Here is a 15,734-nt window from a genome sequence, read left to right as displayed (position 1 = left end):
GGGACTGCAACTAGAATGTGGTAAAACCACATTCTGTTACAGCCCCTTTTTATATTAGCTTTTCATTAAACTTAACACTAGAACTCCATCACACCTGTAGTAGTGATTCTAATTTCTGGAATTACAGTTAATGCAAGGAAACTCAAATTAATAAAAGGATCTAGGCCTTTCGGCACGCCCATACCGTAAGCAATATCTTTCATCTTAGCTACTTTTGCATCTACTTCTTCGTGAGGTCGATTTGTGATTAAGCCCATTACTTCAAGAGCTAGTTCCTCTACTACTTTGCCTTTACTAGCAATGACATATCCGCCGCCAATTTCGCGAATACGCTCAATAGCAACCATCATATCTGCATCGTTGTCGCCAACAACAATCAGATTATGTGAATCATGTGCAAAGGATGACGCAATAGCACCATTTTTTAAATTGAAGCCTTTCAAAATACCAATACCATTTCTACCAGATGCTTTATACCGCTCGATACAAGTAATTTTATTGTACTCAGCATTAGGCTTGAACAGTCCATTTTCAACAGGAACCTCTTCAACAGTTTTTTGTGTAACTATTTGCCCAGGTACGATATTAATAATCGCTTGCGGACCTTCAACAAAAACATCTAATTTATTCTTTGTGAAAGTACCTATATTAATCGTATGCAGTAATTCAGCTGGTACAACCTTCTCTTCTCTTACGAGAACACGTTCAATCATTTTTCCTTTATAAAACACCTCGTGAATATCTACGCGTTGTTCATCATTAAGAATTACAAGATTAGCACTATAGCCGGGTGCAATAGCGCCTAAATGTTTCAAACCGTAGCATGATGCCGGATGAGTGGAGGCCATTTTATAAGCTTGGATTGGTGTCAGTCCCAGTTCAATAGAACGACGAATATTATAGCTGATATGGCCTTCTGAACGAATATCCTCAATATGTTTATCATCTGTACAGAAACCATAACGTTCCGTATTCCCTTGTTCTTCTACAAGCCCTTTCACAATGGAGTCTAGATTATGAGCCGCACTGCCCTCACGAATCCATACATAGATGCCATTTTTAACTTGCTCTTTTGCTTCTTCGTAGGAAATACATTCATGATTTGTAGTAATGCCTGCCAAACGATAGCTTGCTAGTTGCTCTAATGAAAGTCCAATAATATGACCATCCATAATTGTATCTTTAAAGTAATCTAACTTTTTCATCATGTAAGGATCACTATTGATAACACTATAACAGTCCATGACTTCACCTAATCCTAAAATACGTGGATTAGCTTGTAGCTTATGTAACATATCTCCATCTAGAATAGCGCCATTATCTTCACCTGGTACAGCGGGCACACAGGATGGAGCCATAACATACACATCACCTTGAGCCGATGCAGTTTCATTGATCATGTACTCAATACCTGCAATACCTGCAACATTGCCTGCTTCATGAGGATCTACTATAAAACCTAAAGTCCCTACTTGAGATGCTTCAAAGACTAATTCCTTAGGATTTACTAATGTAGACTCTAAATGTAGATGACTATCGATAAAGCCAGGTACGACATATTTACCACTATAATCATATTCTGTTTCACCACTATAAGTACCAACACCTATAATCGTATCATCATGAACGGCAATATCTGCTTTCACCCATTCATCGGTGAATACATTTAAAACAGATGCCCCTTTCAATACAACAGGAGCCTTGTCCAGCCCCTGTGCCTGTCGAGAAATTTTTGCATTAAATTGTATCATATAAGGATCCTCCTTACATAAAGATTTCTTTCAAAATAAAAATGAGCGCCAAGAAATACATGACACCAGAAACATCTCGATATTTCCCAGTCAAAACCTTAATTAATACATAACTAATGAGACCCCATTCAATACCTACACCTATGGAATAAGCAAAAGGCATCATGATTATAGTTAAGAATGCTGGTAATCCTTCAGAAATATCACCGAAGTCTATATCTTTAACAGAGGCCATCATAAATAGACCTACTACGATAAGTACCGGAGCAGTAGCCGCTACAGGAATAACCATGAGTAACGGCGCTAAAAATAAGGATGCTATAAAGAGTCCTGCAATAGTTAAAGCGGTCAAGCCTGTACGTCCGCCCTCTGCGATACCCGCTGCCGATTCAACCGCTACGATATGAGGAGATGTACCTAGTGCACTACCAATGATAGTACCTAATGCAGATACTTTCATACAAGAGCTTTGTGCGCCCAACTGTTTATCTTGAGGCACTTCAGCTTGATTTGTAAGACCAATCAATACGCCCACTACATTAAATAAATTAACGAACAAGAACGTAAAGACCACAAAAACCATATCTACAGATAAAAGTTCGCTCATATCATAATGAAACCAAATCGGTGCCAACGATGGTGGCATAGAAAATATCGTCGACGGCAACTTTGTAATCCCACAGAAGAACCCAACAACCGCAGCAATGATAACGGCTAGAAATATTCCTCCTTTTACATTGCGCCCCGTAAAAACGGCGATTAATATGATTCCCAAAATGGATATCAAGCTAGATGGCGCCTGTAAGTCCCCAATGCTCACAATAGTAGCAGGATTGCTGACGATAAGTCCTGCACTACTAAGACCAATGAGAGCGATAAACAAGCCGATGCCCGCTGTTACAGCCAATTTAATCGTATGCGGTATGGCATTAAACAGATATTCTTTTAACGGTGTAACTGCGATTAGTAAAAATGCTAAACCTGCGATTAATTGAGCCGTTAACGCAAAGGCAAAGCTATGTCCCATTTGGACCACAATAGTGTAAGCAAAAAATGCATTGATACCCATACCAGATAAGCCGGCGAATGGCATATTGCTATATAAAGCTAGCAATAATGTCATAATAATAGCACTAACAGCCGTTGCCGTGAATACGGCGCCTACATCCATACCGGCAGCGCCAAGAATAGCAGGATTTACAGCTAATACATAAGAAACGCAAAGAAATGTAGTGGCCCCCGCAAATAACTCTCTCGATACGGATGAGCCCCGTTCTGAAATCTTGAATACTTTGTCCCATACACTACCTTGTACTTGTTCTCTCATAATGATTCCTCCTCTCGTACTTACGATTATGGGTGTATTCTTTTATACTTATATATTTCCACATATAAGTAAGAATTTCCTGTTTTTTATTAAAATCTACTCTATAAAAAAATACCGCAGTATGTATTTAACTCAATTAAAGTAAATATATACTGCGGTATTTCGTATATGTAATTATTTATAAAATCAATAATGTAAAGCTATTCAACTCTACATAAATATAAAATCTAGATCTATCCCTTCAGAGAATCTAAAAATGAAGTCCCAATCCCCCATTGTTTCAATCCAAAGTTTTGCAATATGGTTTCCCCTATATCTGCAAAACTATGTCTATCACCCAAAGCTACTGAATGACTCATACTTGGACTATAAGCTAGCAAAGGCACCATTTCTCTCGTATGATCTGTACCTTTCCAAGTCGGATCATTCCCATGATCTGCGGTGATGAGAAGTAAATCGTCATCTTTAAGCAAGTCCAACAAACCACCTAATTGGTAATCAAAGTCTTCAATAGCACGCTTATACCCTTCTACATTACGCCGATGACCGTACAGACTATCAAATTCAACAAGGTTGACCATCATGAACCCCCGTGCAAAGCTTTGCCCCAATAGATAAGGAACTACGTTCATACCATGCGCGTTAGACTTTGTCGGATATGATGCATCCCAGCCAACATGAGCATAAATATCGCCGATTTTGCCAACTGCCACTGTCGAAATGTTTGCGTCTTGTAACTCTTGTTGCACCATTTTCTTTTCAGGCATGCGACTATAGTCATGACGATTTGAAGTACGTACAAAATGCCCTGGTGTACCAACAAAAGGCCGAGCTATGATGCGCCCCACATAATAATCACCGACACATACCTTATCGCGTGTAATTTGACACATGCGATACAACTCTTCTAAAGGAATGATATCCTCATGAGCAGCAATTTGAAAGACAGAATCCGCCGATGTATAAACGATTGGCTTACCTGTTCTTATATGTTCTTCTCCGAGGCGTTCAATAATTTCTGTTCCAGAGGCTACCTCATTACCAAGAAATCCATATCCCGTTTCTTTTGTGAAAGTATCCATCAGTTCCTTCGGAAATCCTTCATAAAATGTCGGAAATGGTACCGTTACAGGATGCCCCATCATCTCCCAATGACCACTTGTCGTATCTTTGCCGGAACTCGTTTCAGCCATACGACCATAAGCACCAATAACAGGCTCATCAAACGCTGAAATATCGGCAATATTAGCTAAACCTATGGATTTTAAATTTGGACAGCGAATAGGTCCTGCTACAGCTTCGATATGTCCTAATGTATTCGAACCTTCATCGCCGAATTTAATCGCATCGGCTGCATGCCCTATACCGACACTATCCATTACTAGTAGAATAATTCGATTATACATATGTACTCCTAAATCTATATGAGATTAGTTACTCATATAATGTAAAAATACTTTGTAACATATTACAGTTAAAATCATCAATATGAATTAATAAAATGCATAATATATTGAGAGATAAAATTTCTAAAACTTACTTAAGATATGGCATAGCAAGCATAAGGGCCGCCAAAGATTTGCTATCCTTTATAGTCTCATTCTTGATAGCCTCCAATAGTTCCGGTAAAGTATAGTATTCTAACTCTACATATTCATCAGAATCCCAATTAGTTTCCCCCATGGTAAGCTCCTTAGCAAGATATAAATGTAATACTTCATTACAGAAACCAGGACTCGTAGCAATAGTCCCTAGTGAGATCCATTGAGCTGCACGATAGCCTGTTTCCTCAGCAAGCTCCCGTTTAGCACAAACAATGGGTTCTTCATTTGGATCTAGTTTTCCTGCAGGTACCTCAAGTAATGGCTGCTGCAAAGCATATCTAAATTGACGTTCCATAACGATCTTATTATCCTCTGTTACCGCCACAATTGCTGTAGCTCCAGGATGATGCACCACTTCACGCCAGGCATCTTTACCATTTACATCGGCAATATCATAGGTAACTTGAATCAATTTACCATCAAATTTCACTTCACTAGACTTCTGTATTTCCTTACTAATTGCCATATATACCTCTAATCTTCAATTTTATGTAAAAACCCGAGCCTTCTTATACGTTGTAAAATTTCCTCTAAGTACACTTTATTAGGAACAATAAAATCAATATTATCCCGCGTATGACGCTGAACTGTAATATTGTCATCCATAATAGCAAGAATCTTTTCTCTTGTTGTAGGCTCCACCATTTGCTTTATTACAAAAAGAAATCCATTATCTATATCTTGTTGTACTTTATTGTACATGTCGCCTATACCAATATAGGAGCTGCCTTCCTTTTCTACTATAGTAGAAATAAAATCTATAAAACGTTGAGGTATATACACCTTATTATCTTCAAAAGCAACTCTTTCATATGGTTCGGCATACATATCAAGATTATCTACAATGATTAAATATAGTAAACGAGAATAAACTCTGTCCATTTCTATAGTATAACCAGGTAGCTTTCTATGTATATGATCTACTATATCCTGAACAGTAAATATATCACCCCGATCCATAACCTCTTTAATAGCAATATGGATACTATCCGTCATATTGGAAGGAATACCTGTATTAACAACGCTGCAATAATATAATTTTGATAATACATCTATACTAACTCGTTCATTGCGAACAATCTTTTTACTATGTTTCTCTTTCGTTAATAGGGACATTCTAAACTGCGTATCATAAATGTAATCATAATATTGCTCTTTTGCAATATAATCATCATTTGCCAATTGAGCTATATTATCGTGAATATCCTCTGGTAGCCAACTTATAAAAGATCGTGAAAGAAATACATCCCCAATATATACACAACCTTGATCATTGGCACGTTTTATAAATTCATGTATATATACAGGATCATTAAAAGGCTCTAAATATTCATGAGCCACATAATAATCGTTAGAGCTTAACACATTTTGGATGTTATCAATTTTATAGCTCGCTTTTTGACTTATCCGATTATCCATCCCCATCGTATCCGCTACGAGCTTCAATATATTCTTCGTATATAAAGTCCGTTCCATTAATGGTAGCTCCAACTCTTTTTGCTCTGCATATTGCATGATTTCTCGATACTGCTCTAATCGTTTCCATCCAGGATAGGTATTATACGATACATAAGCTATACCGTTGTCGGATAAATTCTTATTACAGATAGATAGAATTTTATCTTTTACCACATCCGGAACCCAAGACCAAATCCCATGTACGATAATATAGTCAAAAGTGCCGAATGATTCATCAATATCTAGAATATCCTTCTCTATTAAATGTATATTGGTAAGTCCCATCGACGCAATCAATTCATTCCCCATCTCAATCTGCGAAGACGATAGATCGATGCCCGTAAAGGACGCTTCAGGGTAATATAAAGCTTGAGAAATAATGTTTCCACCAAAAGAACATCCGAGCTCAAGGACACGAGCCTTTTTTAAAGGCACTGGGTTTAATCCAAATAACAAAGCTCGTGCTGCTAAAGTGTTCAACGAGGTCGCCCCAAAAGGTTGAGAGATATATACTACATCTTCATAACTCTTTTTAAGTATCTTGTTCTCATCCAATACATGCATAGTATTTTGTGTAGTCTCAATATCATTACCCATAACTGATGTACCTACGTTCTTTTTATGTTTAGACTCCTGTTTCATAAAGCCTCCCGAATTTTCTACTAACTATAATAATTATTATATAGTATTATGTAAAATACTATCATTTTCAACAAGATTTACCATAATTATTTCATAATTAAAAGTAGACCCTAAGAAATAAGAAGCCATATTCATTCCCTGTAAATTAATTTTTGTAGGATAGATTTTATCCCTATCAACATAAGCATAAATACTACCAAGATTATCAAATACTTCGGTTAAAATATATACATTCTATAAATCTAAAAAAACTATCTTATTATCTTTAGTAACAACTACAATAGCCGTTGCCAAAAGATGATAAACAATCTTCTACTATTCTTCATTACCATTTACATCAGCTATATCATAAGTGTATTTGATTATCATACGTAAAACTTCATCTCACTTGATTGTTATAGCTCTTAGTTAATTAATAAAAATCATAGTTGTTTATACGTAATATGATACCACAGAGAAGTACTAATATATATGTTCTCAATACGTATCTACATATACTAGTTACAAAATTTAAATAGAAAATGAATATATATATATATATATTATAGTAAAATTTTGTCACATTAAATTATTATTTAGCATTCGATTCACTATATGAATTAAAGTTCCAGTACAAAAGTAATAAGATTTAAATCCTTAAATATAATTATATTATTTAATGATTTTAATTACTTATTTTTTAGTTTTTTCAGTATATATATTTTCAAAATCATCATAATTTAAATGACAATGATCTAAAAATGATTGTAATTTCTCATCAGATAAAGTATTTAAATCATATTTTATTAATTCATTAACAAATTTTTTAACATTATCTTTTAGTTTTCTCAGACCACTTTCTTTAAGTACATAAACATCATCAGTAAAATTTGCACTATACGCCAACTTATTCGTAGGTATAACCATTATACGTAGAACATTTACAAATTCACCATATTCAGACTTAAACCAACCACAATGATTATTAAATTGACCAACTTCAGTCTTACTAATTTCTTTCCTTTTTACATCAACCTCGCTTTTACACTCAAAAAATATATATTTTTTATCAGTAATTCCCCATAAATTATCTGGTCCTTTTCTAATCGCTTTATCAGGACGTTGACTAACAAACCCTAATAATTCACCCAAACTCATTAGTGAACTCTCAAACTTTTCTGCAGATACACCAAATGTAAGACTATTAAGTATAAAATTTACTTCAAGAGAAAGCTCTGAATAATCGTCAAAATTTTTTAAATACTTTTTTATTCTCTGAGTTCTATCCTCATTTAAGTTTTTGATTTTAGCATATGTTACGCCCCTTCGAGGCTTTAATAAGCTATTGTTTTTCTTAAAAGCAATTTTTTGTAAGTCTTCCGATTCTGATTCTGAATACATATATACATATCTGGCCATTTGTTCTAAATACCACCCCTTTTCATCTTCATCTTCAATAAATTCATCTATAAATTTTTGAGTATGCTTAGCAGCCTCTTCATATTCTCCCTGTTTAAATAAATCTTCTAATTTACTTTCTTTAGTATATCTATCATAAAGTGTATTCGTAATTTTATTAATAGTTAGATCATTCATTTCGCTGTTATAATAATCTTTCCAACCTTCATCGCGATTAAGAATTTGCTGTATCAACAAATATACTTGTTGCATGGAAATATCATCTTCTTTTATATCTTCCTTTGCCATTTTTGCAACATCAAACCCTATATTTATTTGTTTTTGAGTTTGAGCAGAAAAATATTGTCTTGTTGTAACACTTCTCATAAACTTTTCTATATCATTTCCAATTATTAAAATTACACAATAATCTTTTTCACCACGTATAGCCCTACCTAAACCTTGTTCAATTTTTTGCGCTATTTTTTTATTTAGTATTTCACTCTTAGGACAACACTCTTGTGCATATCTTTCAGAATATTTATTATAAAACGGCAATGAGTCTAATATTAAAATTCTACAACTTTCATCAGGTAAATCAATCCCATCATATCTATTATTTATTACTATCAGTTTAGAGTATTTTCCTGATCTTAAATCATTAATAGCATTTCGTAATTCATCATTAGTTTTAGGAAAAATTCCACCTAACGACTCATAATACATTGCTTGTTTTGTATTAGGAACAATGGCAACTATACCAAATTCACTACTTTTTTTAGTTTTAACAAATTCAGTAGCAACTAACTCTCTATCACACCTCTCATCAATAGATGATGGAATTAAAATCATTTTTTCGCCTGACCATTTCAGTTTTGGATAAATAATAGGATTAATAACTGAATCGCTTGAAAATCCTAGACCTTTTATAAAGAAAATATCTTCTTGAGTTGTAGCAGACATCAATATTCTTTTTTGTGCTTTTGAAAACACACCAAAAGCTTCAACTGTTATACTATATGGTGCAATTTCGACTTTACTTCCTGAAATAAAGCATGAATATTCTAATAATCTATCTTTCATCAATGGCCAAACAAATTTTACTTCATCAGACTTTGTATCTTTAAGTAAAAGAGAGGCTAACTCTTCTCTTTTATTTATCCATGCCCAATAAGGAACCAACATATATGTCTCAGAAGAACCAGACTCAATATCAAGAAAACTTCCTAATCTTTGTTCTCTCAAATCATCTGAGAATAATGTCAATATATTATGATATAGAATTTCATTTTGATCTTTTTTTACAGATATGGTAAATGAATCTTTTATTATATCTATACAAGTATGAGAATCATCTAATATAATTGTACCCACTTGTATAGAATTATTTTCAACCCCAAAAATAGATCGTCCATTAAATATCTTATGTGCATATGTTATTAATATTTTTTCTCCTAAATAAAATTCATTAGGAATTGTATTATCTTTATCAACAACACAATAAGGAATGCCAAACTTTTTAGCCTCTTCACAAACTTGATAAGCTAAATATTTACTAGGACAAACATAAATACATGGCCCTTCTTCCATATTTAGTGTTGATTGAAGCATTAATAATCCAATTAATGTTTTTCCTTCTCCTGTATGAAGTTTAATTATAAGATCTTTTTCTAGCCTTCGATTATTATACCATTCAGTTAGAGTATATTCTTGTGAAGGGCGTAAAGGTCCTACAATACTTTTCCGGTCTAAAGTTTTATATAACTCTATTGGATTAGATGGCTTTATATTATTTTTTGAAATTAATCTTTTCTTAAAATCAACCATGATTATATCTCCCCTTTTTAAGAATTAACTTATTTATACATGACTTTATAATAAATAGATATCTTAACTATAATACATAATAATAATAATTCAAATTAGTATTTTACTTAAATAATACCATAATACTTTATTATATAAAGTTATAGAAAACTATAAATCTGACTATTCCTATTCACTTCCGTAATAAGACTTATACTACTAAAATAACATCTATAGGAAATAATAATTAATAAATTAACCGTATATTCGTTAAACCTTAACCTTCCTCTCAAAGAAGACCTGCATTACTTCTTACACCTAAATTCGTATATAACTTTTATTGATTTTAAATTTTTTATTAAAATCTTAATTATAGAGTAAAATTGAACAACTTAAAAATCCATATTGAACCTCGTGTTATGATTTAGGTGTCTAATCAAAATATAACCGAGGTAATCACTATGATCAACAATAATCATAACACGACATTACGCACAAACACTTAATCCTGAAAAAACGCTTTTATGTAAAACTAAAATATGATTCGGTGGTCCAAATTCGACAAAGTAATTCTCATTTTGTATCTTTAGAAGGTTCATGGCAATTAAAGTATAAACAACAACGTCTTGGCTCATTTAATACAATAAAGTTAGGTTCCATAAAGTCCTTCATACTTTAAGTATTTAAAGAACATTGGTCTTTTAATGTTGCTGTCAGATATGCTAAACATCATTGTGTATTTACACGTAATGAATTGCTTTGTACTAAATCTTTATATAAGTATCTTTATCAAAAACTACTTGGGGTAAAAGCTATTAATCTACCTTTAGTAATACGTCGTTCAATAAAAAAGTTTGTTTCGAATAAATATAAACTAAGAAAACCAATAGAACTTCCTGATGCTATAATTAAAACTCAAAAAAAGTATGATCATGGGGAAATAGACACTGTTTATGGAGCAAAAGATAAAACAAATGATGTATTAATTTCTTTAATAAGATGAAAAAGTAAATTATATATAGCTTTACGCTGTCCTTCTGCACGTCCTTATGATATAAAAAAACATTAGAAACATGGTTAAGTACATTTAGAAAAAATGGGGGGTAGGATTGTTATTTAAGACAATAACCACTAATAATAATTTAGAATTTGCGAATATATCTAATTTTGAAGACGAGATACTATCTATCTATTTTGTAAGGTCTATTAAGCTTGGTAACGAGGTTCTAATGAAAGACATAACGGTTTACTTCGTCGCTTTATTCCAAAAGGAAACCGAATAGAAAGTATCTCAGAACATACACTACGCCGAAAACTTCACTGATATAATAACTTACCACGTAAGATATCACATTACAAAACACCACATAAAATCTTTATAGAGGAAGTTAATAAATAGGGAATCTAAATATTGTCCAATTTCATGTTGCAATTTAACAATTCTTATTAGTACTAATTTAGTCCAATTGTATTAATATTGTCTGCTCTTATATGCATGTAAATATCTTACTATTTCACGTAAATTATTTCTGTTTTAATTATATATAACTTTATGTCTAAATTTAGGCGTAAATACTATGTTGTATTTGCATAACCATTTTGTCTGCGCAAGACTCTGTGTCTTTGTTGCCACACCCGCATAGCGGTTGGTTTTATGATTCGCGACTACGTCGCGAACCAGTCTAAAGATAATAATAAAAACTGCACCTCAAAAATTTTCTCCAATTTTTTTGGGTGCAGATCAAACCTTAGTTGAGTAGTTTTTACCATTTTATTTAGAGTCGTTTATAACTAATATAGTTCTATTACAAATGCTTGTTACATCATAATATGTAGTGAATAAAGTAGCTTTTTCGTTTTTGCAAAAATTGACAAAAAAATACGACACTTAAATAAATTTCTATTACTTCTTATAATTATTTTAACTATATTGTGCCAAGAATATGTTGATAAATAAAAATATCAATATCAGTAATTTTATCAAAATCAAAATTTGAACCAGTAGCTATAAAACTAGTATAATGAGATTCTTCAGGAATCTCATTATACTCACAACAAATTAAAATATATGATATTAATGTTCTAAAATCCTTTATTAAGTAAAAAAAAAATTTAAGCAACATCGACATATCTATGCATACATTATGACAACCACAATAAAATTGACTTTGGCTTACGCCATCACTTTCAAATGAAGAATAACGTGCGAAATCAAACCTAACATTATTTAAACGTAAGTCACTAATAAAATCTTCAATAAAATTAAAATCCATATTTTTATTAACGATAGATCCTAACTTAGTATTAGTAACATTACTTTTAAACTCATCATATAAAATCCCTAACTCATGTATTTTTTTTATTTTTTTTTCAAAATTATATAAATTTGAAATAGATAATATACCTGATTTTAACCAACATTCTAATCCATGCATCAAATTGAATAAGATTGGAAAAATTAAATTATCTGCAATATTACACTTATTCCCTTCAGTATATAATTGATAAAGATTTTTAAAGCTTATCGATATATAAGAATTTCCCATAATAAAAAATTGTAGACTATCTATATATTTATTAACATTTGGTTCATTATTTGGATTTTTTTGTTCTTCAAAGAACCAATTCAAATAAGCAAATGCATTTTTAGGTACATCAATAGCTTCTATTTGTTCTTCTAAAAAATTGCTATTATATATAAATTTAGACATATATATTCCCTTTTCTATAAAACCGCCCAACAAAGTTGAGCGGTTTTTACCATTCTATACAGAATCATATGTTGTTTACATAGTCCCGGTACTTCCAATGCCACCAGTTCTTACACCTGTAGCATCATCATCGTTTGTAATAAGGTATTTAGAGAATATACCTTGAGCAACGCGTTCGCCTTTATCAAGGGTAACTGTTTCTTTGCCAAAGTTAAGAAGGGCAATCATAATATGACCTTCATTATCCTCATTGTTGTAGTAATCACTATCAATGATACCTGTACTATTCACAAGTGCCAGATGTCGTTTAATAGCCATGCTAGAACGAATGTGAATAGCAAGATATTCATCGTATGCCATGAAAGCTTTAAGACCTGTAGGTACAAGTTTTATTTCACCAGGTTCCAATGTAATAGCTTCAGCGCATTCAATATCATAACCTGCGCTTTCAGTTGTTTTACGTGTTGGTAAGTTGATATCTTGTTCTTCAAAAGCAGAAACTACTTCAAAGCCACGAATATCCATGTAACACCTCTTATTTTAAACAATCTTTACGGGACAAATTTACACGGCCTTGTTTATCGATCTCGATAACTTTTACCATGATTTCATCCCCTACACTTACTACGTCTTCTACATTTTCAACGCGTTCTTTTGCAAGTTTGGAAATATGTACAAGACCTTCTTTACCTGGTAATACCTCTACGAATGCGCCAAAGGCCATTAAACGAGTTACTTTACCAAGGTATACTTCACCTACTTCAACCTCTTTAGTAAGGTTAGTGATGATTTCTTGAGCTTTTACAGCCCCTTCTTGTTCTACAGAAGCGATAAATACTGTACCATCATCTTCGATGTCAATTTTAGCGCCTGTTTCTTCGATGATACTGCGGATTACTTTACCGCCAGAACCGATCACGTCACGGATCTTATCAGGATCGATTTTCATTGTAATAATACGTGGAGCGTATTGAGACATTTCTTGACGTGGTTCAGCAATTGTATCAAGCATGATACCCATGATATGCATGCGCCCTTTGTGAGCTTGTTCTAATGCTTCTTGAAGGATTTCACGGGATAATCCGGAAATCTTGATATCCATTTGAATTGCTGTTACGCCTTTAGCTGTACCAGCAACTTTAAAGTCCATATCTCCAAGAGCATCTTCCATGCCTTGAATGTCAGTTAAAATTGTATAATGTTCCCCTTGAGTTACAAGACCCATAGCAATACCTGCTACAGGAGCTTTAATAGGTACACCAGCATCCATCAAAGACAATGTAGAACCACATACGGAAGCCATGGAGCTAGAACCATTCGATTCCAATACTTCAGATACTAAACGCAACGCATATGGGAAGTCTGCCTCGCTCGGAATCACAGGCACCAACGCGCGTTCAGCCAATGCACCATGACCGATTTCACGACGACCAGGACCGCGAGAAGAGCGAGTTTCGCCAACGGAGAAAGATGGGAAATTATAATGATGGATATAACGTTTTTCAGTTTCAACACCAAGACCATCGATGGTTTGTTTTTCGGATAAAGGCGCTACTGTTGTGACATTCAACACTTGAGTTTGGCCACGTGTAAACAAGCCAGAGCCATGTGTACGAGGTAATACGCCTGTACGGCAAGAGATTGGACGAACTTCATCAAGTTGACGACCATCTGGACGGATTTTTTCAACAGTAATCATATGACGCACGATTTCTTTTGTCATTGCATCAAATGCTTTATTTACATCAGCCAAGTTATCTGGGTAGATTTCTTCAAAGTGAGCTAATACATCTGAACGTACTTCGCTTTCTTGTGCATCGCGTTGTTGTTTATCTGCACAACGAACTGCAGCATCAAGTTTATCATGACCATAGGCACGAACTGCATCACTGATTTCAACAGGAACATCTTTACATTCAAATACGCGTTTTTCCTTACCTACTTTTGCAGCCATATCTTCTTGGAAAGCTACGATTTTTTTGATTTCTTCGTGAGCTGCCATGATAACTTCAAGAATGATATCTTCCGGTACTTCTTCAGCGCCACCTTCAACCATGAGGATAGCATCTTTAGTACCAGCCACAACGATATTAAGATCTGTTTCTTCTAATTGTACTTTCGTTGGATTTACAACAAATTCACCATTGATACGTCCCATACGAACGCCTGCAATAGGACCATTCCAAGGAACATCAGAAATAGACAATGCGGCGGAAGCGCCAATCATACCACAAATGGCTGGATCACAATCTTGGTCTACAGACATAACTGTTGCTACTACGTGTACTTCGTTGCGTACACCTTTATCAAATAATGGACGAATAGGACGGTCAATCAAACGGCTATTCAAGATCGCAGACTCAGGTGGACGCGCTTCACGTTTAATGAAGCCCCCTGGTAAACGACCAACCGCATACATTTTTTCTTCATAGTCTACTGTAAGTGGGAAGAAATCGATGTCCTTCGCCTCTTTAGAGCCTGTAGCAGTAACGAGTACACGAGTATCACCATAGCCAACCATTACAGCACCGCCAGCTTGTTTTGCAAGTTCCCCAGTCTCAATCGTAAGCGTACGACCAGCTAGGTCCATTTGGAATTGTTCCATTCCTATTCCTCCTAAAAATCTTCTTATATGTATACCTTCTAATTATATATCAATTAAAGCTAAATAGCCAATTCAAAATAAAAAAGCCGTCCTAAAGGACGGCTAATTTTATTATTTACGAAGACCAAGTCGTTCGATAAGAGAACGATAACGTTCGATATCTTTACGACGAAGGTAGTCAAGCATGTTACGGCGTTGACCAACCAATTTCAACAAACCACGACGAGAATGATGGTCTTTTTTGTGCTCTTTCAAGTGTTCTGTTAAGTATTGAATGCGACTTGTCAAAATCGCAACTTGTACTTCTGGGGAACCAGTGTCACCTTCATGAGTAGCGTATTCTTTAATTACTGCTAATTTAGCTTCTGTAGTTAACATTAATGTTACCTCCTAAAAAATTATAATCCCGATAAGCTTAAGTAACCGTTGGAGAATCGAATACTTCGCTTACGA

General features: G+C 33.9%; 10 protein-coding genes and 1 pseudogene. All 11 read right to left on the bottom strand.

Annotation, left to right across the window (positions count from 1 at the left end):
* Nucleotides 1-77 precede the first annotated feature (77 nt).
* The 11 genes and pseudogenes from ade to rpsO all read right to left on the bottom strand — a co-directional run bounded on the left by ade (nt 78) and on the right by rpsO (nt 15,659).
* Nucleotides 78-1,751 (bottom strand): adenine deaminase, encoded by a 1,674-nt coding sequence (ade, locus tag B1A77_RS07040; RefSeq protein WP_077708362.1) that lies wholly within the window; start codon nt 1,749-1,751, stop codon nt 78-80.
* Between the two features lie 13 nt (nt 1,752-1,764).
* Nucleotides 1,765-3,078, bottom strand: coding sequence for an NCS2 family permease (locus tag B1A77_RS07035; RefSeq protein ID WP_077708361.1), 1,314 nt, complete (start codon nt 3,076-3,078; stop codon nt 1,765-1,767).
* 233 nt (nt 3,079-3,311) lie between these two features.
* Nucleotides 3,312-4,484, bottom strand: a complete 1,173-nt coding sequence (locus tag B1A77_RS07030) for a phosphopentomutase (protein WP_077708360.1) — start codon at nt 4,482-4,484, stop codon at nt 3,312-3,314.
* Between the two features lie 130 nt (nt 4,485-4,614).
* Nucleotides 4,615-5,148 carry an NUDIX hydrolase gene (locus B1A77_RS07025; protein WP_077708359.1) on the bottom strand — a complete coding sequence of 178 codons (534 nt, stop codon included), beginning with the start codon at nt 5,146-5,148 and terminating at the stop codon, nt 4,615-4,617.
* Nucleotides 5,149-5,156: 8 nt separating this feature from the next.
* Complete coding sequence (locus B1A77_RS07020; protein ID WP_077708358.1) at nt 5,157-6,782, bottom strand: class I SAM-dependent methyltransferase; 1,626 nt, start codon at nt 6,780-6,782, stop codon at nt 5,157-5,159.
* Nucleotides 6,783-7,454: 672 nt separating this feature from the next.
* The gene (locus B1A77_RS07015) at nt 7,455-9,986 is read right to left on the bottom strand and encodes a DEAD/DEAH box helicase (protein WP_077708357.1); all 2,532 of its coding nucleotides are present in this window, start codon (nt 9,984-9,986) and stop codon (nt 7,455-7,457) included.
* Nucleotides 9,987-11,502: 1,516 nt separating this feature from the next.
* Nucleotides 11,503-11,598, bottom strand: a pseudogene (locus tag B1A77_RS07005) (IS200/IS605 family transposase); the annotation flags it as partial.
* A 292-nt stretch (nt 11,599-11,890) separates the two neighbouring features.
* A complete protein-coding gene (locus tag B1A77_RS07000) occupies nt 11,891-12,676 on the bottom strand; it encodes a hypothetical protein (RefSeq protein WP_077708356.1) in 786 nt (261 codons plus the stop codon).
* A gap of 75 nt (nt 12,677-12,751) precedes the next feature.
* Nucleotides 12,752-13,201 (bottom strand): dUTP diphosphatase, encoded by a 450-nt coding sequence (gene dut, locus B1A77_RS06995; RefSeq protein ID WP_077708355.1) that lies wholly within the window; start codon nt 13,199-13,201, stop codon nt 12,752-12,754.
* A gap of 10 nt (nt 13,202-13,211) precedes the next feature.
* A complete protein-coding gene (locus tag B1A77_RS06990) occupies nt 13,212-15,281 on the bottom strand; it encodes a polyribonucleotide nucleotidyltransferase (RefSeq protein WP_077708354.1) in 2,070 nt (689 codons plus the stop codon).
* Nucleotides 15,282-15,392: 111 nt separating this feature from the next.
* The gene (gene rpsO, locus B1A77_RS06985; RefSeq protein WP_004692991.1) at nt 15,393-15,659 is read right to left on the bottom strand and encodes a 30S ribosomal protein S15; all 267 of its coding nucleotides are present in this window, start codon (nt 15,657-15,659) and stop codon (nt 15,393-15,395) included.
* Between the last annotated feature and the right edge of the window lie 75 nt (nt 15,660-15,734).

Source organism: Veillonella parvula (assembly GCF_002005185.1).
Classification (GTDB): Bacteria; Bacillota; Negativicutes; order Veillonellales; family Veillonellaceae; genus Veillonella; species Veillonella parvula_M.
The sequence above is the reverse complement of the archived record's forward strand: the minus strand, read 5'-3'. Positions and strand labels throughout refer to the sequence as shown.